This is a genomic window from Fructilactobacillus sp. X8R1C1, from assembly GCF_059900945.1.
In genome coordinates, this window is record NZ_JBWXVH010000003.1 from 40,908 (window position 1) to 60,646 (window position 19,739).

The window sequence follows — 19,739 nt, forward strand, 5'->3', positions numbered from 1 at the left end:
TTCCATTGGATTTATCAGTTCAAAAAAGTTTTGCAGATCATAACAAGGGCAGTTTATATCTGGTTCCTACACCAATTGGTAATCTTGATGATATGACGATTAGAGCCATCAATATTTTAAAAGATGTTGATTTGATTGCCGCTGAAGATACGAGGAATACCCAGAAACTTTTAAATCATTTTGATATTACGACCAAACAAATTAGTTTTCATGAGCATAATACTGAACAACGAGCACCTGAATTAGTTGAAAAATTAATCAATGGGATTTCAATTGCACAAGTCAGTGATGCAGGAATGCCTTCAATTAGTGATCCTGGACGTGAATTAGTAAAGCAGTGCATTGAACATGATATTTCCGTGATAAGCATTCCGGGACCAAACGCTGGCCTTACTAGTTTAATTGCTTCAGGACTTAAACCTCAACCGTTTTTGTTTTATGGATTTTTAAAACGGAAACCCAAAGAGCAGGTTGATGAACTAAAGATTTTAGCACAAGAATATCCGACCTTGATTTTTTATGAAGCTCCTCATCGACTTAAAAAGACGCTCTTAAACATGCAAAAGGTTTTTGGCAATCGGCAGGCAGTGCTTGCAAGAGAGCTCACTAAAAAGTTTGAAGAATACGTTCGTGGTGGTCTTGACGATTTAGTGGAATGGTCCAAACAAAATGAGATTAGAGGAGAGTTTGTCATTCTAGTTTCTGGGAATCCAGACGGGTTTAAACTTCATGAAGAGAAGCAAAATGAAGCTCAATTATCGGTTTACGAGCAGGTTGATCAATTAATTAGTAACGGTGAAAAGCCCAATGGCGCGATTAAGCAAGTCGCTAAGCAAAATGGGTTAGTCCGTCAGGATGTTTATAATCAATACCACCACATAGAATAAGATAAGAGGAATTAAGATGACTGGAGATATTTTTTCTGAAGACCATGTAGTTGAGTACTATGAAACCAATTTACTGGGTAACATTACTCTTTCAATGTTAATTGACGTGATCATTATGATTTCACAGGACCAAGCAAAAGCACTCGGTGTAAGTACCAGACATGTGATTGAACATGGCGTAACTTGGGTTGTTGTTCAAACCGACATGGATATTACGCGTCTTCCTAAAGTTCATGAAAAAATTCAGGTTCAAACGAGGGGAACTTCATACACTAAGTACTTTGCGTACCGTGAATTCTGGGTTAGAGACGTTAACGGGAATGAATTAGTTCATGTTGGCAGTTTGTGGGTCATGATGGACATTAAATCCAGAAAAATGGTTCGATTAGAGGAAGATATGATTACTCCCTATCATTGTGATCGAGTAAGAAGGATTCAACGGTTAAGAAAGATTCCTCAAATTCATGATGAACAAAATCTTATGAAGACTGAGTATCATGTTCGTTTTACTGACATTGATTGGAATTCTCATGTCAATAATGCCAAATACATTGGATGGATGGTTGATGATTTATCCTATGATTTTTTGGCAACTCACGTTCCAAAGCAAGTAAGTATTAAGTATGAAGATGAAGTTACATATGGTGATCCGGTCGTAAGTCGAAGCAAACTCATTAAGACCGGTGATCAAATTCGATCGATCCACGATATTTCGGTCAATGATGATACTAAATCGATTGCCGAAATTAAATGGGAGAAGCTGAATAAAGAAGGAAGCAAATAATATGCACGTTTTAGCAGTTGATACCTCTAATCAACCATTAACTGTGGCAGTTTTAAAAGACGAACAGGTGCTAGCAACAACCACGATGACAACGCATAGAAAACATGCTGAATACTTAATGCCGGTGGTTGAAGAGTTGGTTAATTATGCCAATTTAACTCCACAAGATCTGGATCGGGTCGTCGTAAGTAATGGTCCTGGTTCATACACTGGGATTAGAATTGCCACCACGGTTGGAAAAGTTTTGGCCGATACATTGAATATTGATTTGGTTGGCATTTCAAGTCTCATGGCGCTTGTTTTAAACGTGCAAAAACACGACCAGTTGGTAGTGCCATTATTTGATGGTAGAAACGATAATTTGTTTACTGGTCTGTACCGTACTTCCGATCGTGGTCCCGAGTCGGTAATTAAAGATCAACACGTTAATTTTGATAAGTGGATGACCGAACTGGACAAGTTTGATGAGCCCATCGTATTCGTTGGAAGTGATGTTGCTCATTTTTCCGAGCGCTTAAAACAACATTTCGGGAAAGATTTCAAATATATGACTGGAATTGATAACCTGCCACAGGCAGCTAAAATTGGTATCTATGGGGAAAAGCAAGAACCAGTTGCTGATGTTAACAATTTTAATCCCAATTATCTTCGTTTAACCAAAGCACAAGCAGACTGGCAAAAGTTAAACCCGGGGAGGGAAAACGAGTCTTATGTTGAAGAAAATTGAGGCATGGTTAAAAAAGAACGTTAAAAAAAAGGAAGAAGCCAAGATTCAGCGTGGACTTCAGATTAAAAATCACATTGTTGATGTGAATGGAGTCGATTACTATTTTGGCAAGGGTTCTATTACTGACATCCCTGACATTGTGAATGTTGAAGAAGAGGTTTACGACAAAAAGGCAGCTTGGGATCGAGAACGTTTCCTAAATGATCTAAAAAAGCACAAAAACAGTTTATACTTGGTAATTAGGAAAGCCGACGAATTGATTGCTTTTGTCGGTTGTTCGATTTCTCGTGATAGTAAGAATTGTCACGTTGAAAATATTGCGGTGTTACCCAAATTCCAAAATCGCGGATTGGGATATTTTTTGCTTACCATGGTTATCAGAAGAGCACGACTGATGAGACTTAAAAGTGTTTCAATCGAAATTCGATTGGGAAATATTAAAGCTCAAGATTTGAATCGGGATCTTGGGTTTGTTCAGGTTGGAATTGATCCAGATTACTATAATGATGGTGAAGATGCTGTGGTAATGAAACTGGATTTATCCAAGCAAAAAGTGGCACCAAATAATTTTGGAAGATAGTTAGAGACGGGTGAGGATTAATGCAAGATAATAGTGTGATCTTGGCGTTTGAGAGTAGTTGTGATGAAACAAGTGTTGCTGTTATCAAGGATGGTAAAGAAATTTTATCAAACGTCGTTGCAACTCAGATTAAAAGTCATCAGCGATTTGGTGGTGTGGTACCAGAAGTGGCTAGTCGTCATCATATTGAAGAGATTACCATTTGTATAAATGATGCTTTGAAACGTGCAAACGTCACATACGATGATTTAACGGCGGTAGCTGTGACCTATGGCCCAGGATTGGTTGGGGCACTTTTGATTGGAGTCACCGCTGCCAAAGTGGTAGCTTGGGCTCATCATCTACCCCTCATTCCAATTAATCACATTGCAGGACATATTTATGCTACTAACTTTATTAAGCCAATTGAGTTTCCGGCAATGGCACTTGTGGTATCTGGTGGTCATACGGAGCTTGTTTTTATGCCTGCAGAAGGTAGGTTTGAAATCATCGGTGAGACTAGAGACGATGCCGCAGGTGAAGCGTTTGACAAAATTGGGAGAGTTTTAGGAATTAATTATCCAGCTGGTCCAACCGTTGACAAAATGGCTCAAAAGGGAAAGGATACTTTTAATTTTCCACGCGCGATGGAATCAGATGGTAATTATGATTTTAGTTTTAGCGGACTTAAAAGTGCTTTTATCAATACCGTTCACCATGCCGATCAGATTGGAAAGACTCTAAATAAAAACGATTTAGCTGCTAGTTTTGAAGCTGCCGTAGTGGACGTTTTGGCAAAAAAATCACAAAGTGCGCTTGAAAATTATCCTGTAAAAGAGTTTATTTTAGCTGGCGGAGTTGCAGCGAATAAGGGCATTAGAAATCGACTAGATGCGATTGCCAGTAAGGAAAATGTGGAATTTGTCAAGGCTCCGCTTAAGTTGTGTGGAGATAATGCAGCCATGATAGGAGCTGCTGCAGCGGCAATGCAGCACCATCAGGAAAAAGGAAAAGCTTCACTAAATGCTGATCCAGGATTAGAATTTGAGTGGGCTCAAAATGAAAAATAAATCGTTAACAACAAATTATTAAATTAATTTATCCTGCCCTGTGGGGCTTTTCAGCTGATTTCATTTTTATATTATTTCACAAACAATTTCTTTATGTTAGAATTAATTTTGTGACTTATTAATCTCGACAATAATAATAGGAGATTTGAAAATGGTTGAGACAAAAATTCCACGTGCAACCGCGAAACGATTGCCGCTTTACTATCGTTATTTAAATATTTTACATGACGGTGGAAAGAAACGAATATCATCAAATGAATTGGCCGACGCAATTCAAGTGGATTCTGCTACAATTCGTCGTGACTTTTCATATTTTGGTGCCCTTGGTAAGCGAGGTTATGGATATGACGTAGACAGTTTACTAGAATTTTTCAAGAAGATCTTGAACCAAGATCAATTAACCAATGTAGCATTGATTGGTGTTGGTAACTTGGGTCATGCCCTTTTGAATTTTAACTTCCACATGGATAGTAATATTAGAATTTCCGCTGCTTTTGACGTTAATCCTAAAAATGTTAATACCATTCAAGGTGGGGTTCCAATTTACCCAATGGATCAATTGGTAAAACAGCTTAAAGATCAACAAATCAGTGTTGTGATTCTCACAGTTCCTGGTAAAGTTGCTCAACAAGTTGCTGATCAAGTTGCCAAAGCGGGTGTAAAAGGAATTTTAAACTTCACATCAGTCCGATTATCGGTTCCAAAGGAAATTAGAGTTCATAATGTTGATTTGACTAATGAACTGCAAACATTGATCTATTTTATTGATCATTATGATAAAGATTAAGCATCCAATTTTGGATGCTTTTTTTATTTTTATCGGGCAAAGTTCTTGCATTAGTTGTGAAAAAATAATATATTAAGAATGTAAGTTAGCACTTGATAAGTGCAAGTGCTAAAATTTAATAAAGATATTTATTGGAGGGATTAACGTGTTAGAACCATTAGGAGATCGCGTAATTGTCGAAGTGCAAGAACCAGAAGAAAAAAACGTCGGTGGAATTGTTTTAGCAAATAACGCTAAAGAAAAACCACAGATGGGTAAAGTTGTCGCTGTAGGCGAGGGTCGAGTTCTTGATAACGGACAAAAAGTTGCCCCTTCTGTTAAAGAAGACGACATGGTCATGTTTGATAAGTATGCAGGGACAAAGGTTGAATATGATGGTACTCCATACCTTGTAATGCACGAAAAAGATTTGCTTGCAATCGTTAAATAATAAAAAATAAATTAATTAATATGAGGTGATAATAATGGCTAAAGAAATTAAGTTTTCTGAAAATGCTAGAAATTCAATGTTAAATGGTGTTGACAAGTTAGCTGACACTGTAAAAACAACTATGGGTCCAAAAGGACGTAACGTTGTTCTAGAAGAAAAAGCTGGAGATCCAACAATCACAAATGATGGTGTTACCATTGCTAAAGCAATTGATCTTCCAGATCACTTTGAAAATATGGGTGCTAAGTTAGTATCTGAAGTTGCTTCTAAAACCAATGATGTTGCCGGTGATGGTACTACTACTGCTACTGTTCTTGCCCAAGCAATCGTTAAAGAGGGTATGAAGAACGTTACTGCCGGTGCTAATCCCGTTGGAGTTCGTCAAGGAATTGAAAAAGCTACTAGAACAGCCGTTGATAGTCTTCACAAGATGAGTCACCAAGTAACTAGCAAGGAAGATATCGCTCAAATTGCTTCAATCTCATCAGCTAACGAAAAGGTTGGTAATTTGATTGCCGATGCAATGGAAAAAGTTGGTAATGATGGTGTTATTACGATTGAAGAATCACGTGGTGTTGACACTAGTTTAGACGTTGTTGAGGGTATGGAATTTGATCGTGGATACATGTCACAATACATGGTTACCGACCAAGAAAAAATGGAAGCTAACCTAGATAATCCCTACATTTTAATTACTGACAAGAAAATCACTAATATCCAAGACATTTTGCCATTACTTCAATCAGTCGTACAACAAGGTCGTTCACTCTTGATCATTGCTGATGATATTGGTGGAGAAGCTCTTCCAACCTTAGTTTTGAACAAGATGCGTGGAACCTTTAATGTTGTAGCTGTTAAGGCTCCTGGCTTTGGTGATCGTCGTAAAGAACAACTCCAAGACATTGCTACTTTGACTGGTGGTACTGTAATTACTTCTGATCTTGGATTAGATCTAAAAGACACTACCATTGATCAATTAGGTCAAGCTAATAAGGTTAACGTTACTAAAGACAGCACAACTATCGTTGAAGGTAAGGGTAGCAAAGAAGCTATCGACAAACGAATTGATGAAATCAAACAACAAATTGATGCCACTGATTCTGACTTTGACCGTGATAAGTTGAAGGAACGTTTAGCTAAGTTGGCTGGTGGAGTTGCTGTTATCAAAGTTGGTGCAGCCACTGAAACTGAACTTAAAGAACGTAAGTACCGAATTGAAGATGCTTTGAATGCTACTAGAGCCGCTGTTGAAGAGGGATTTGTTCCCGGTGGTGGTACAGCCTTTATTAACATCTTGAATGACGTTGATAAAATCCCTGCTGAAGGTGATGAAGCAACTGGAGTTAACATTGTTGTTAAAGCCCTAGAAGCACCAGTAAGACAAATTGCTGAAAATGCTGGGATTGACGGTTCAGTTATTGTTGATCATTTGAAAGACGAAAAACCAGGCATTGGTTACAATGCATTGACTGGCAAGTACGAAGATATGATCAAAGCTGGTGTCGTTGACCCAACTAAGGTAAGCCGTTCAGCACTTCAAAACGCTGCATCTGTTTCAGCTCTTCTATTAACCACTGAAGCCGTTGTTGCCGAACAACCAAAAAATGATAATGATCAACCAGCTGCTCCACAACAACCTGGAATGGGTGGAATGATGTAATTTAAGTTTTAACCAAAAAGAGTCCGAATGGACTCTTTTTTATTTCCAATTATGATGAATTATCTAGTTTAATGTAGTACAATTGCATTTGACTTTAAAATTACGGTTTTACTAGGTTAAATATGACATATTAAAGGAGTATGGATTAAATGTGGCGGTATTTAAAAAGATTAATTATTGGACGTCCGCTTAAGACAACGGAAGGCTCTGGTCAATCTCTCACTAAGTTCAAAGGTTTAGCATTGCTGTCATCTGATGCCTTATCATCAGTTGCTTATGGTACTGAACAGATTACTGCCGTTTTGATTACCTTATCGACCGCGGCATTAATGTATCAAATGTGGGTCGCACTGCTAGTGTTGGTTCTGTTAGCCGCAATCACATTATCTTATCGACAGATTATTTATGCTTATCCATCTGGTGGAGGTGCCTACGTTGTTGCCCGAACCAATTGGGGTGACACTGCTGGTTTAGTTGCCGGTGGGTCCCTATTAGTTGATTATATGTTAACGGTTGCCGTTTCAACGACTTCTGGGACTGAAGCGATTACTTCTGCCATCCCTGCGCTATATAATTATCAGGTTCCGATTGCAATCTTAATTGTAATATTTATCATGATTTTGAATCTTCGTGGAATGCATGATTCAGCTTCATTCCTGGTTATTCCAGTGTACCTATTTATTGTGATGATTATCATTTTAATCATTGTTGGTGCTTATAATATTTTAACTAATAAAATTACTTATCATGCGTATGCTCCACTGAATACCTCAGTTAAGGGAATGACCTTGGTATTATTCTTTAAGGCATTCTCATCTGGTTCAGCATCGTTAACTGGAGTTGAAGCCATTAGTAATGCGGTTCCAAACTTTAAACAACCAAAACGAAAGAACGCTGCCAATACATTAGGTATCATGGCCATTATTTTAGGAATCTTCTTTGCTGGGATTACCTTTCTAAGTTACTACATGGGAGTTATTCCTAACGCTAAGGATACCGTCTTATCACAGATTGGTACCAATGTCTTTGGTCACGGAATCATGTACTACTTACTTCAGCTTGCAACTGCCTTGATTTTAGCTGTTGCTGCTAACACTGGTTTCTCTGCCTTTCCAATTTTGGCCTACAACATGGCTAAAGATAAATATTTGCCACATGCCTACCTGGATAAGGGTGACCGACTAGGTTATTCAAATGGAATTATTTCGTTAGCTTTAGGTGCGATTGTTTTAATTGTCCTCTTTAAAGGTAAAACTAATCTCTTAATTCCACTCTATGCTGTTGGTGTGTTTGTTCCATTTACGTTGTCTCAATCTGGAATGATTGTTCACTGGTTCAGAAATAAAGATGGCTTGTGGCCGGTGAAGGCTGTCATTAATTTTATTGGAGCGTTCATCTCAGTGATGTTAGTCTTCTTCCTGTTTGCACTTCATTTTGCAAACGTTTGGCCATATCTCATTATCATGCCGTTGCTCCTTTTGATGTTTTATAAAATTCATCTTCACTATCAGCGAATTGCTGAGCAGCTTCGTATTTCAACTGATCCGAATTATGAGAATCATACCTATGCTGGTTCAACGGTAATCGTGTTAGTGGGAAATGTTACCCAAGTTACTAGACAAGCAATTAACTATGCGAGATCGATTGGTGACAATGTCATTGCCATGCACGTTTCGTTTGCCGATAATCCGCAAAAAGAAGAGAAAATTTCAACGAAGTTTAAGGAAGAGTATCCAGACATTCGATTTGTCGATATTCATACTTCGTATCGTTCGGTTGTCGATCCAGTGCTTCGTTTCTGTGATGTTATTGCGAAACAGGATGAGGATCGCAATTATACTACGACGGTTTTGGTTCCTCAGTTTGTACCAAAACACTACTGGCAACAAGTCCTTCATAATCAGACCGCTGTTCGATTAAGAAGTGCCTTGAATTCACGTCAGGACATCATTGTATCGACGTATAACTATCATTTAAGTGAATAATAGAACAAAAAGCTAGGCTATGTTAAACATAGCCTAGCTTTTTGTTTTGGATTTAAAGGTGCACAATATGAGCAAATAGTGGGACGATGATATCAACGACCACCGAAATAATGACCACCGCAATCGCAGCCATGGAGCCCTGAACTTCACCAAGTTCAAGGGCTTTAGCTGATCCAAGGGTGTGTCCTGCCGTTCCAAGCCCCAATCCAATTCCGATGGGGTTCTTCAATCTGAATATTTTAATGATCCAGTCGCCAAGTGCGTAAATAATAACAGCGTTTAAAATACATGCCATAGCGGTAATTGCTGGCACACCGTTAATGCCTTGGGCGATTGGCATTGCAACTGCGGTAGTGGCAGCTTGTGGAAGCATGGAAGCAATTTCCGACTTGTTTAATCCAATTAACTTGGAGACAAAGTACATGATGATTACCGAAATGGTTAAACCGATTATTAGTGATAACAAAATTTCAAACCAGTACTTTTTCACGATGTCGTTTCGCTTGAAGAGTGGGACTGCGAAAGCAATCGTGGTAGGGAAGAGGAACCAAAAAATAATATCACCACCTGGCTTATACAAGTTGGTGTAAATCCAGGTAATGTTAATCCCCGTTGCTTTGCTCATTAACCAGAGAACAAAAATTCCGAGCACCATCCCAACAAATAATGGTTGAAAAAGAAAAAAGCCGTTAAATTTTTTAAATAGAAATGATCCAATCAGATAGACCACCAATGATAGAGCAATTCCAAACATTGGATTGCCTAAAAATTTTAATAGTTCCGTTTGCATATTTGGTTACTCCTTATCGATGTCTTGTTTTTTGCCAAAAATTTTATTGCGGGCCCATATCAAAAAAGTAGCAACTAAAGCCACCGACACCAACATGACGACTGTCGAAATAATGATCATAATCACTAGTTTGACGCCAGAATGTTTCATAATGTCGAGGGAGGCCGCTAATTGAATTCCAGAAGGGACAAAAAGGAATCCTAGGATTCCAATAAAAAATGATCCGACCTTTTCGACCTGTTCTGGTTTAATGACTTTAAAGGTCAATAACAAATATAATATCACCAACCCAATTACTGGGGTTGGAACTGGAAAGTTGGCTGGAAAGAGTGCTGAGATTAGACTTGAGACGAATAAAATGACCCCAAAGATACCGAGTTGAGTTAACAATGGAGCATCTTTTTGGGGCTTTTCTTCTTTATTTTGCATGTTTGGCTCCTTTCAAAAGTATGTGATTGATTTAGCTATTTCTATATTTAATATAATATATGAAATGAACTAAAAAACAAACCAAAATTTTAATTGTTATCATTAGATTTAATTATCATTAAATTAAATAAAGGGAAGCTTGTGTTTGTTATTTTCCGTTTGTATAATTGAATATAAACTTAATCGTGGAAGGCCATACTTAATTGAAATTTGAAATATTCGTCTATTTGTTTGCAACGATGATAATGTCGGCGGTTTTAACCCCTTTTATCAGAATTTTAGCATTCAAAATTGGCGCCATTGATAAACCGAATAAAAGACGTGTAAATAAAATTCCAATGCCAACGTTAGGTGGTCTGGCAATTTTTATTGCTTATACCATTACGACTTGCGTTTTTTTGCGGAACCAAATTCCATCTAGTAAGTTGTGGGGAATTCTGGGCGGAGAAATTATTATCATTATGACGGGGGTCATTGATGATATTTTTGAATTGAAGCCACGGCAAAAGGTGATTGGGATCTCACTAGCGGCACTATGGGTGTACATTTTTGCGAGCATTCAGATGAGTTCTATCACGCTCCCATTCTTTGGTGATGTTAGTCTGGGATGGTTAAGTCTACCAATTACCTGGATATGGATTCTGGGGATTACGAACTCAATTAATTTAATCGATGGACTGGATGGACTAGCGACGGGGATTGCCATTATTGCTCTGACTACCATGGGAATCATCGGCTTATTCTTTTTAAACGTCGGTAACGTTTACGTGTCAATCATGATTTTTACTTTTGCCGCTTCCTGTTTGGGCTTTTTACCGTATAATTTTTTCCCAGCTCGAATCTATCTAGGGGATACGGGATCCCTATTAATTGGCTTTATGATCTCGGTCTTTTCCTTACAAGGTCTTAAAAACGCCACCTTCATATCGGTCATTATTCCCGTTGTGATTTTGGGAGTCCCAATCTCGGACACCGCTTATGCAATTTTACGGCGGATTTTGAACAAACAGCCCATCTCTCACGCTGATAAGCACCATTTACATCATCGGTTGATGCAGATTGGTTTGACCCACCGACAAACGGTTTTGGTGATTTACGGAATTGCGTTAATTTTCGCTTTCATCTCTTTACTCTATCCATTGTCCAGTTTCTGGGGATCAGTGTTGTTGACGGTTGCCACTTTGATTGGGATTGAGCTTTTTGTGGAAGCCATTGGATTAGTCGGAAAGGACCGGCAACCCTTGCTTAATTTGATTAAACGCGTTGTGACTGGAACAACCAGTAAGGCTAATCACGAAACCGAAATCACTAAAACCAAGGCAAAGCATAAAACCAAATCAAACAAAAAAGAGTAGTTCATTGAAGGTGAACTACTCTTTTTAGACTAAACTGGACTCTCAAAATAAGCTTCCTTACCAATCTTGAATTGAACGTCTCCTGCAAGCAAGTTGTTGATTTTTGTTTTGAAGTCATCAATCACATGATTTGAAATGGCGGTGCTTACCCGAACACTGGTGTCATATTCAACGTTAGTAATTGGTAGATTATTTTGTTTAAGAAAATATTGGAGTTTATCATTTAACTTATAGGATACTGAAATAGTAAGTGCAGTTTTAAGCGTCATTTTGCTGATTCCAACCCTTTCAATCACATCCGATGCCGAGTTACTATATGCTCGAATTAGGCCACCAGCACCTAGTTTGATGCCACCAAAGTACCTTGTGACTACGATTACTGTGTCGTGAAGTTCCATATTTTTAATGGCATCCAGGATTGGAATCCCGGCAGTCCCACTGGGTTCGCCGTTGTCACTTTCTCGCTGGATATCATCATTTGGACCAATAACATAGGCAAAACAATTGTGGTTGGCCTTTTTATTTTGGTTTTTGATACTGGCGATGAATGCTTGAGCACTCGCTTCGTCCGTGACACGAGATACGGAAGCAATAAACTTTGATTTTTTGATAATAATTTCATTTTGACCAGCTTGTTTAATGGTTAAAAAAGAATTTTGCATTAAATTATTCCTGTTCTTCGTATTTAAAAATGGAGGCGGATAGTCAATGATCAAAGATCAAAAAGAACTAATGGGAAGACTTACGCCAAGCACTTTGATTGATCCGATACTTTTAAGTGATCCACTTCTTAATTTTGAATTAGCGGTAACGGTTAATCAAACTACTATTCATTGTAACCGATGTGGATTCAATTGTGAAAAATCAAAATGTGAACTTCCCAATCATATTTTTTACTGCCCCAATTGCATCGAAATGGGGCGAATTGATTCGTCGATAAAACTGGTTAGTGTCCTAGAAACAAATCGTTTTGTGGTTCCAAGTAATGTTTTGACTTGGGATGGGACGCTAACTGTAAATCAAAAAGACTGTGCGTTAAGGATGATTGAATCAGTAAAACATCACCGTGATCATCTACTGTGGGCGGTTACTGGGGCTGGTAAGACCGAGATGCTTTTTCCGGTATTAACATGGGCAATTAAACGTAAATTTCGAATTGCCATTGCTTCTCCCAGAGTGGACGTGTGTTCGGAACTTTATCCGCGTCTTAAAGCGGCTTTTTCTAACCTTGATATGGTTTTATTGCATGGTAAAAGTAAAGACAAGTACCATTATTGTCAACTGACTGTCTGTACGACCCACCAACTCATGCGTTTCTTTCATGCTTTTGATTTATTGATTATTGATGAAGTTGATGCGTTTCCATTCATTAACAACGTTAACCTGGAGTTTGCCGTAAAGCATGCCTTAAAGACTACGGGACAAAGAATCATGTTAAGTGCCACTCCAAGTAAACGACTGAGAACCCAAATCACGCGTGGAAATGGAGATATGAGTTATTTGCCGATCAGGTTTCATGGTCATTTATTGCCCGTGATTAAAGTTCACTTGTCAAGAAAATGGCGGATGCAATTATCAAAGGGAAGGTTACCCCATCAATTAATTAAAATGTGTCAGCGTAACGTTGCAATTAGAAGAAGATTTTTATTGTTTGTTCCTAAGATTAAAGATTTACCGGTGGTTGATCGGATTTTAAGCAAACAAATCCGTGGTCCAAAGGTATGGGAATGTGTTTATTCTGCTGACAAGAAACGAATGGAAAAGGTTCAAGCCATGCGTAACCAGCAAGTGTTATTTTTAGTGACTACGACCATTTTAGAACGAGGAGTGACTTTTCCGGATATTGATGTAATGGTACTGGGGGCCGACGATAAGGTTTTTTCTACGTCGTCATTAGTTCAGATGGCAGGAAGAGTGGGCCGAAAAAAGACCAGACCGACCGGTAACGTTGATTTTTTTGTGGGCAGTTTTTCAAGACGAATTACTAGCGCCCAAAATGAGATTAGGGCTATGAATCGCAGAGGGATGAAATTAAAAAGTCATGAATAAATGTTTATGGTGTAATCAAATTATTAGAAGTGATGTGAGCATTTCCTTTATTTTAAGTTTTCGTTCCTTTGTCCCGCCAATTATGTGTGATGAATGTCAAAAACTTTTTTGTCCCATTGATTTAAAAACGGCGTGTCCAGATTGTGGCAAGCAGCAAGCAAAATTAGAGTTGTGTGATGATTGTAAGATTTGGGAAGAACAATCTGGTCCCAAATTAATTAACCATGCGTTGTTTCCATACGATGAAATGAATGATTACATGGCTCGGTACAAGTTTCAGGGTGATTATCGGTTAAGGCGACTATTTCAAAGTCAGTTTCAGTCTTTTATATTTGAACATAACGATGGTGGTATGATTGTTCCCATCCCGATTAGTAAGAAAACGTTTGAGGTGCGAAAGTTTAATCAGGTTGAGGGGTGGTTAGCTGGTGTGAAATATCAAAAGGTCTTAGGAGCGGTGTCAAAAAAGGGCTTACCCCAGTCCAAAAAAGATAAATTTGATAGGATGCATTTAAAACAACCATTTTACGTTGAGCCGGAGTGGTCGACTAACAACCTACGTGGGAGAAAGGTTTGTTTGATTGATGATGTGTATACGACTGGAACCACCCTGCACTTAGCAGCTAAACTGTTATATTCGTATGGGGTTAAGAAAGTCTCAAGTATTACCCTTGCACGTTAGTATTGATTGTTATTTAATCGATTAGAATTTATAATAGTTATAAGAGATTCGTTTGAAGACAATGATACTAAGCATAGGAGAGATTAAAATGCTTGAAACTAAATTAAGAGGTGATGATGTTGAAATCACCAGTGATCTCCGTGATTACATTAATCATCACGTCAAAACAATTGATAAACGTTTTGATGCAAACGTGAAAGGGACTGCTCATGTTGATCTTATGAACTATTCTAACGAACGAATCAAAGCTGAAATCACTATTATCCTACCGAACTTCTTACTGCGAGGTGAGGGCAACTCTGATGATATTCACAAAAGCATTGATATCGCGATTCACGATATCCAGCAACAGATCGATAAATATGGATCAAAGGTAAATGAAGAATTAACTGAGCATAAGTTATCCCACGTTTTTAATGATCCCGATAAACGATTAGCCGAATCTAAGATCGTTAGGAAAAAGCGGATTCCTTTACAGAAGATGACTTCGGAAGATGCCATTATTCAAATGAATTTGATTGGGCATGATTTTTTTGTCTATGTTGATGTCACCGATGGCACCACTGATATTGTTTATCGAAGACATGATGGGGACTATGGGTTAATTAAAACCGATCGTTAGAAAAAACAGAAATATCATATTTCTGTTTTTTTGTGATGAATTTTTAATTGATTTGATAAAATGTTAGAATAAGAAAATAGACTGAGAATTCGAGAAACAAAAACGGTTTAGACACTAGAGGAGAAATCAATCAATGGCAACAAACCTTTTAAAGAAATGGGTTGAAAGCGACAAAAGCGAACTGAAACGATTAGGAAAGCTCGCCGATAAGGTCAGCTCATACTCAGAACAATATCGAAAATTAAGTGATAAGGAATTACAAGCTAAAACTCCAGAATTTCAAAAGCGTTATCAAAATGGTGAAAGCTTAGATGACATGTTACCTGAGGCTTTTGCGGTTGCCCGTGAAGGTGCCAGACGAGTGCTCGGACTAAATCCATTTCGAGTCCAGATTATGGGTGGAATTGTCCTTCATGAGGGTAATATTGCTGAGATGAAGACTGGTGAAGGGAAAACGTTAACGGCTACAATGCCCGTCTACCTGAATGCTTTATCAGGAAAAGGTGTTCATGTCGTTACGGTTAATGAATACCTATCACAACGTGATGCCACTCAAATGGGCCAGTTATACAATTGGCTGGGCTTAACGGTCGGGGTGAACTCGGCTGATAAGAATCCGGAAGAAAAACGAGCTGCCTATGATAGCGACATCACTTATTCAACTAATAGTGAGATTGGATTTGATTATTTAAGGGATAACATGGTGGTTTATAAAGAAGATCGGGTTCAACGCCCACTTAATTTTGCCATCGTCGACGAAGTTGATTCGATCTTAATCGATGAAGCCAGAACCCCATTGATCATTTCTGGTGAAGCTCGTGGGTCAAACAAGCTTTACATGCAGGCAGATAAATTTGCCAAGACACTAAATCCTAAAACAGATTTTAAGGTTGATTTAGAGACTAAAACGGTCTCTTTGAAGGATGTTGGAATTGAAAAAGCCGAAAAGTACTTCAATTTAAATAACCTTTACGATACGGAAAACACTGCTTTAACCCACCATTTGGATCAGGCTTTACGTGCCAATTACGTGATGGAAAAGGATAAAGACTATGTTGTCTCAAAAGACGAGGTTTTAATCGTTGATTCCTTTACCGGAAGAATCATGGAAGGTCGTCGTTTTTCAGATGGGCTTCACCAAGCACTTGAGGCTAAAGAGGGTGTTACCATCCAAGAAGAAAGCAAGACGATGGCTAACATCACCTATCAAAACCTATTTAGACAGTACAGTAAATTAGCTGGAATGACTGGTACCGCTAAGACAGAACAGGATGAGTTTCGAGAAATTTACAACATGGATGTCATTGCGGTTCCAACCAATAAACCGGTTGTTAGAATTGATGAGCCAGATGTTTTGTATCCAAGTTTGGAATCAAAATTTGACGCCGTTATTGCCAAAATTAAAGATTTACACAAACGGGGACAACCAATCCTGATTGGTACGGTTGCGGTTGAAACTTCTGAATATCTTTCAGAGCGACTTGATGAAGAAAAAATTCCTCACGTAGTTTTGAATGCGAAAAATCATGCCAAAGAAGCTGACATTGTTGCTAACGCCGGTCAAAAAGGAGCTGTTACCATTGCAACCAACATGGCCGGTCGTGGAACTGATATTAAGCTTGGACCTGGAGTGGTCAAATTAGGTGGATTAGCGGTTATCGGGACCGAACGACACGAGTCACGAAGAATTGATAATCAATTACGTGGACGTTCTGGAAGACAAGGTGATCCTGGTTATTCTCAATTCTATCTTTCACTTGAAGATGATTTGATGCGTCGATTTGGGTCTGATAAGGTTAAAAGTATTCTTGACTCAATGAAGGTTGAGGGCGATGATGCGGTTATCCGGAGTCACATGATCACGAAGCAGGTCGAATCGGCTCAAAAACGAGTTGAAGGTAATAACTATGATTCACGTAAAAACGTGTTAAAGTACGATGATGTGATGCGTCAACAACGTGATGTAATCTATGGCGAGCGTAGTAAAGTGATTGACGAAAATAAGTCACTTAAGTGGGTTATTATGCCAATGATCAAACGAACGGTTAATCGAATTGTCAACTTGCACACTCAGGGAGATCAAAAGAAATGGGATCTCCAAACCATCCTTGATTTTGCGATTAATTCATTAGTTAGTCCCGATCAAATCAGCATTGATGACTTAAAAGGAAAATCAAGTGATGAAATTAAGGCATACTTGATGGGACTCGTTGATACTGAGTATGATAAGAAAGAAAAAGAGCTCCAGGATCCCGAACAGATGCTTGAATTTGAAAAAGTGGTTGTGCTTAGGGTGGTTGATTCACACTGGACTGACCACATCGATTCAATGGACCAATTACGAGAGTCAATCGGTCTTCGTGGTTATGGTCAATTAAACCCATTAGTTGAGTATCAACGTGAAGGATTTAGAATGTTTGAAGAAATGGTCTCTGATATTGACTACGATGTCACTAGGTTGTTTATGAAAGCTGAGATCAGACAAAATATGGAAAGATAGTTTAAGAACGGAGGACTTTTGGTCTCCGTTTTTTCATCTTCAGGAGTATGAAATGGAATTAAGTGAAGCACGTGGACAGGTCGAAAAGATTAAAAAAGCCGTAGCTGGCTTTAGGGGGTCACTTTGACCTGGATCAACTAAGTGAAAATATTTCGGTTAATGAGGCTAAAATGGCTGAACCGGGATTTTGGGATGACCAAAGAAAAGCCCAGAAATTAATTGATGAGAACAATCGATTAAAATTAAAATATGATAATTTTAATTCACTGGCTAAAAAGGTGGAAGATTTAAAGGTTAACCTCGAACTCCTTGAAGAAGTTAGTGATGATGATTTAAAGAAAGAGTTCGATGACGAATTAGCCAAGACCCAAAAGGAACTTAGTAGTTATCAGCTGAGTTTACTTTTGAATGGGAAATACGATGAAAATAATGCAATTGTTGAGATCCATCCTGGAGCTGGTGGAACTGAATCACAAGACTGGGGGTCCATGTTATTTCGGATGTATCAACGATGGGCCGAACAAAACGGCTTTTCGGTTTCAGTCGAAGACTATCAACCAGGTGACGTTGCTGGTATCAACAGTGTGACATTTTTAGTATCTGGAACCAACGCCTATGGTTACCTGAAATCAGAAAAAGGCGTTCACCGGTTAGTGCGGATCTCACCCTTCGATTCAGCAGGGCGGCGTCATACGTCGTTTGCCTCCGTTGATGTTATGCCAGAGCTTGATGAAACTGTGAACGTTGACATTAACCCAGAAGATCTCCGAATTGATGTTTTTCGGTCAAGCGGTGCTGGTGGTCAGCATATTAATAAAACCTCTTCAGCGGTTCGAATTACCCACTTACCAACTGGAATTGTCACCTCAAGTCAGGCCCAACGTTCACAATTACAGAATAGAGTTACAGCGATGAATATGTTAAAATCAAAGTTGTACGAACGTGAACAAGAGAAAAAAGAAGAAGAGAAAGCCAAGATTGAGGGTAAGCAGCTTGATATTGGTTGGGGTTCACAAATTCGTTCTTATGTTTTTCATCCCTATACAATGGTTAAGGATCATCGGACCAATTATGAGACTGGTAATGGTCAAGCAGTGATGGATGGTGATTTGAATCCATTCATTAACGCGTATTTGCAGTGGAATTTAAAACAGAAGAACCCAAAATAACGAAAAAGGAAGTTCATTATGTCAGTTGCGACTAATATTTTGTTTTTTGTCTTTATGCCAGCTTTTTGGTTTGCACTTATTCGCGTTTTCTTCGTTTACAATCGAAGAGTAAATCGAGAACGACGCTTATTTGAAAGTGCTGTTAACCCTAAATTTCACGAAGGATGGGTCTTTTTTAAATCATTAATTGTGCTGGGAATTGTTGGATCAATTTTAACTGCTTTGGTTGGGATTGAAGTGTCCTTAAACTGGATTTTATTATATGAATTATTGATCGCCATTAGTTTACTGATCCCAGGAATCTTAGTGCCGACATTGATTTTATTTGGATCAATTTTTGTTGGAGTCTTCTTCAATGATTATTCAATCCCGATGATTAAAGGTGGCGACTTTATTGGTGCCGTGAATATGAACGCATCAAGATCGGCCAATTACTTAGCCTTAATCACAATTATGCTGGTCCTAATGTTTATCTTTTTGAAGATGAATGGTAGGACGATTAACTCTCCTCAGGTTTCAAAGAATCGGCGCGGAAACCGAGTGGCATCTTATGGATACAATGAGTTAGCTGTGATTCCGCTGGTACTGATGATTCCTGGTAAATTAATCGAAACGATCGTACCGATGTGGCCAGTTTTTAATATTTTTGGTGCACATGTAACCTTCTTGGTTGTTCCGTTTTTGATTGGTTTTCGCTTCAAGTTTGTTAACCATTTGCCAAATGAGTTAATGCCACGGATTTCAAACGCAATTGGAGAACTCGCATTGTTAGCCATTTTACTAACGGCGGGCGCTTACTTTATGAGAAATAGTTACTACGTTATTATCGCGATTGCTTTATTGGTAGTGGTTTATGTAATCATCATGTATCACTTCCATCACGTTGACCGAAAGACCGGAAATCAGATTAGTCAAGCGGTTGACGGAATCCGAATCATTGGGATTAAACCCCGCACTCCAGCCGATAAGATGGGACTTAAAACGGGTGACTTAATTGTTGAAGTTAACAACGTTCCGGTAAATTCGGAAAGTCAATTGTATTCTGCTTTACAAGATGATCCGACCTTTGTTCACATGAAGGTTAAAAATCGTAAGAATCAATTAGAGATTAAAGAAACGGCAATTTACGATGGTTCACCGCATGAGATCGGAATTGAAATGTTTCAAAATAATTAGTTAGAAGCACCCAGTTAATGGGCGCTTCTTTTATTTTGCATAAAATTAAGAACCGCCTAAATTAGGTCTGATTGTGTT

The 19,739-nt window shown here is 38.5% G+C and carries 19 protein-coding genes; 16 read left to right on the forward strand and 3 right to left on the reverse strand.

Annotation, left to right across the window (positions count from 1 at the left end):
- Positions 1-5: 5 nt before the first annotated feature.
- The 9 genes from rsmI (at position 6) to kimA (ending at position 8,889) form a co-directional block, all read left to right on the forward strand.
- On the forward strand, positions 6-887 hold the full coding sequence (rsmI, locus tag AC6UD1_RS03545; RefSeq protein ID WP_500694459.1) for a 16S rRNA (cytidine(1402)-2'-O)-methyltransferase: 882 nt from the start codon (positions 6-8) through the stop codon (positions 885-887).
- Positions 888-903: 16 nt separating this feature from the next.
- Positions 904-1,671 carry an acyl-[acyl-carrier-protein] thioesterase gene (locus AC6UD1_RS03550; RefSeq protein WP_500699861.1) on the forward strand — a complete coding sequence of 256 codons (768 nt, stop codon included), beginning with the start codon at positions 904-906 and terminating at the stop codon, positions 1,669-1,671.
- 1 nt (position 1,672) lies between these two features.
- Positions 1,673-2,398 carry a tRNA (adenosine(37)-N6)-threonylcarbamoyltransferase complex dimerization subunit type 1 TsaB gene (gene tsaB, locus AC6UD1_RS03555; RefSeq protein WP_500699860.1) on the forward strand — a complete coding sequence of 242 codons (726 nt, stop codon included), beginning with the start codon at positions 1,673-1,675 and terminating at the stop codon, positions 2,396-2,398.
- Positions 2,382-2,978 (forward strand): ribosomal protein S18-alanine N-acetyltransferase, encoded by a 597-nt coding sequence (gene rimI, locus AC6UD1_RS03560; RefSeq protein WP_500696132.1) that lies wholly within the window; start codon positions 2,382-2,384, stop codon positions 2,976-2,978. The genes tsaB and rimI overlap by 17 nt, the downstream gene beginning before the upstream one ends.
- Before the next feature lie 20 nt (positions 2,979-2,998).
- On the forward strand, positions 2,999-4,027 hold the full coding sequence (tsaD, locus tag AC6UD1_RS03565) for a tRNA (adenosine(37)-N6)-threonylcarbamoyltransferase complex transferase subunit TsaD (RefSeq protein WP_500707313.1): 1,029 nt from the start codon (positions 2,999-3,001) through the stop codon (positions 4,025-4,027).
- Between the two features lie 151 nt (positions 4,028-4,178).
- Positions 4,179-4,814, forward strand: coding sequence for a redox-sensing transcriptional repressor Rex (locus AC6UD1_RS03570; RefSeq protein ID WP_500707314.1), 636 nt, complete (start codon positions 4,179-4,181; stop codon positions 4,812-4,814).
- Between the two features lie 145 nt (positions 4,815-4,959).
- Positions 4,960-5,244: a co-chaperone GroES gene (gene groES, locus AC6UD1_RS03575; protein ID WP_500694454.1), complete on the forward strand. Its 285-nt coding sequence runs from the start codon at positions 4,960-4,962 to the stop codon at positions 5,242-5,244.
- A gap of 34 nt (positions 5,245-5,278) precedes the next feature.
- Positions 5,279-6,904 carry a chaperonin GroEL gene (gene groL / locus AC6UD1_RS03580; protein WP_500694453.1) on the forward strand — a complete coding sequence of 542 codons (1,626 nt, stop codon included), beginning with the start codon at positions 5,279-5,281 and terminating at the stop codon, positions 6,902-6,904.
- A 149-nt stretch (positions 6,905-7,053) separates the two neighbouring features.
- Positions 7,054-8,889 (forward strand): potassium transporter KimA, encoded by a 1,836-nt coding sequence (gene kimA, locus AC6UD1_RS03585; RefSeq protein ID WP_500696129.1) that lies wholly within the window; start codon positions 7,054-7,056, stop codon positions 8,887-8,889.
- Positions 8,890-8,941: 52 nt separating this feature from the next.
- Here the strand turns inward: kimA and lrgB are convergent, their stop codons facing one another.
- Together lrgB and AC6UD1_RS03595 are read right to left on the reverse strand one after the other, a co-directional pair.
- A complete protein-coding gene (gene lrgB, locus AC6UD1_RS03590; protein ID WP_500696128.1) occupies positions 8,942-9,679 on the reverse strand; it encodes an antiholin-like protein LrgB in 738 nt (245 codons plus the stop codon).
- 6 nt (positions 9,680-9,685) lie between these two features.
- Positions 9,686-10,108 (reverse strand): CidA/LrgA family protein, encoded by a 423-nt coding sequence (locus AC6UD1_RS03595; protein WP_500694450.1) that lies wholly within the window; start codon positions 10,106-10,108, stop codon positions 9,686-9,688.
- A 203-nt stretch (positions 10,109-10,311) separates the two neighbouring features.
- Here AC6UD1_RS03595 and AC6UD1_RS03600 point away from each other — a divergent pair, with 203 nt between their 5' ends.
- Positions 10,312-11,463, forward strand: a complete 1,152-nt coding sequence (locus tag AC6UD1_RS03600) for a glycosyltransferase family 4 protein (RefSeq protein ID WP_500707315.1) — start codon at positions 10,312-10,314, stop codon at positions 11,461-11,463.
- Positions 11,464-11,492: 29 nt separating this feature from the next.
- Here the strand turns inward: AC6UD1_RS03600 and AC6UD1_RS03605 are convergent, their stop codons facing one another.
- Positions 11,493-12,125, reverse strand: a complete 633-nt coding sequence (locus AC6UD1_RS03605) for a YigZ family protein (protein ID WP_500696126.1) — start codon at positions 12,123-12,125, stop codon at positions 11,493-11,495.
- Between the two features lie 46 nt (positions 12,126-12,171).
- On the opposite strand from AC6UD1_RS03605, the gene AC6UD1_RS03610 reads away from it, so the two are divergent.
- The 6 genes from AC6UD1_RS03610 to AC6UD1_RS03635 all read left to right on the forward strand — a co-directional run bounded on the left by AC6UD1_RS03610 (position 12,172) and on the right by AC6UD1_RS03635 (position 19,661).
- A complete protein-coding gene (locus AC6UD1_RS03610) occupies positions 12,172-13,512 on the forward strand; it encodes an ATP-dependent helicase ComFA (protein WP_500707316.1) in 1,341 nt (446 codons plus the stop codon).
- Positions 13,505-14,194 carry a ComF family protein gene (locus AC6UD1_RS03615; RefSeq protein WP_500707317.1) on the forward strand — a complete coding sequence of 230 codons (690 nt, stop codon included), beginning with the start codon at positions 13,505-13,507 and terminating at the stop codon, positions 14,192-14,194. Before AC6UD1_RS03610 ends, AC6UD1_RS03615 begins: the two co-directional genes overlap by 8 nt.
- 88 nt (positions 14,195-14,282) lie before the next feature.
- Positions 14,283-14,816 (forward strand): ribosome hibernation-promoting factor, HPF/YfiA family, encoded by a 534-nt coding sequence (hpf, locus tag AC6UD1_RS03620; RefSeq protein ID WP_500696123.1) that lies wholly within the window; start codon positions 14,283-14,285, stop codon positions 14,814-14,816.
- 133 nt (positions 14,817-14,949) lie between these two features.
- Complete coding sequence (gene secA / locus AC6UD1_RS03625) at positions 14,950-17,316, forward strand: preprotein translocase subunit SecA (protein WP_500694444.1); 2,367 nt, start codon at positions 14,950-14,952, stop codon at positions 17,314-17,316.
- A gap of 52 nt (positions 17,317-17,368) precedes the next feature.
- Positions 17,369-18,485 (forward strand): peptide chain release factor 2 gene (gene prfB / locus AC6UD1_RS03630; protein ID WP_500696122.1). Its coding sequence is split into 2 segments (ribosomal slippage): positions 17,369-17,440 and positions 17,442-18,485, totalling 1,116 coding nucleotides; the frame shifts between segments, so codons are not numbered across the junction.
- Between the two features lie 18 nt (positions 18,486-18,503).
- Positions 18,504-19,661, forward strand: coding sequence for a PDZ domain-containing protein (locus tag AC6UD1_RS03635; protein ID WP_500707318.1), 1,158 nt, complete (start codon positions 18,504-18,506; stop codon positions 19,659-19,661).
- The last annotated feature ends 78 nt before the right edge of the window (positions 19,662-19,739 follow it).

Coding starts and splice junctions, on each gene's coding strand:
- lrgB (WP_500696128.1), bottom strand. CDS start 9,679: ATGCAAACGGAACTATTAAAATTTTTAGGCAATCCAATGTTTGGAATT.
- secA (WP_500694444.1), top strand. CDS start 14,950: ATGGCAACAAACCTTTTAAAGAAATGGGTTGAAAGCGACAAAAGCGAA.
- hpf (WP_500696123.1), top strand. CDS start 14,283: ATGCTTGAAACTAAATTAAGAGGTGATGATGTTGAAATCACCAGTGAT.
- tsaB (WP_500699860.1), top strand. CDS start 1,673: ATGCACGTTTTAGCAGTTGATACCTCTAATCAACCATTAACTGTGGCA.
- groL (WP_500694453.1), top strand. CDS start 5,279: ATGGCTAAAGAAATTAAGTTTTCTGAAAATGCTAGAAATTCAATGTTA.
- rimI (WP_500696132.1), top strand. CDS start 2,382: ATGTTGAAGAAAATTGAGGCATGGTTAAAAAAGAACGTTAAAAAAAAG.
- tsaD (WP_500707313.1), top strand. CDS start 2,999: ATGCAAGATAATAGTGTGATCTTGGCGTTTGAGAGTAGTTGTGATGAA.
- kimA (WP_500696129.1), top strand. CDS start 7,054: ATGTGGCGGTATTTAAAAAGATTAATTATTGGACGTCCGCTTAAGACA.
- AC6UD1_RS03595 (WP_500694450.1), bottom strand. CDS start 10,108: ATGCAAAATAAAGAAGAAAAGCCCCAAAAAGATGCTCCATTGTTAACT.
- AC6UD1_RS03605 (WP_500696126.1), bottom strand. CDS start 12,125: ATGCAAAATTCTTTTTTAACCATTAAACAAGCTGGTCAAAATGAAATT.
- AC6UD1_RS03570 (WP_500707314.1), top strand. CDS start 4,179: ATGGTTGAGACAAAAATTCCACGTGCAACCGCGAAACGATTGCCGCTT.
- AC6UD1_RS03550 (WP_500699861.1), top strand. CDS start 904: ATGACTGGAGATATTTTTTCTGAAGACCATGTAGTTGAGTACTATGAA.
- AC6UD1_RS03635 (WP_500707318.1), top strand. CDS start 18,504: ATGTCAGTTGCGACTAATATTTTGTTTTTTGTCTTTATGCCAGCTTTT.
- AC6UD1_RS03615 (WP_500707317.1), top strand. CDS start 13,505: ATGAATAAATGTTTATGGTGTAATCAAATTATTAGAAGTGATGTGAGC.
- AC6UD1_RS03610 (WP_500707316.1), top strand. CDS start 12,172: ATGATCAAAGATCAAAAAGAACTAATGGGAAGACTTACGCCAAGCACT.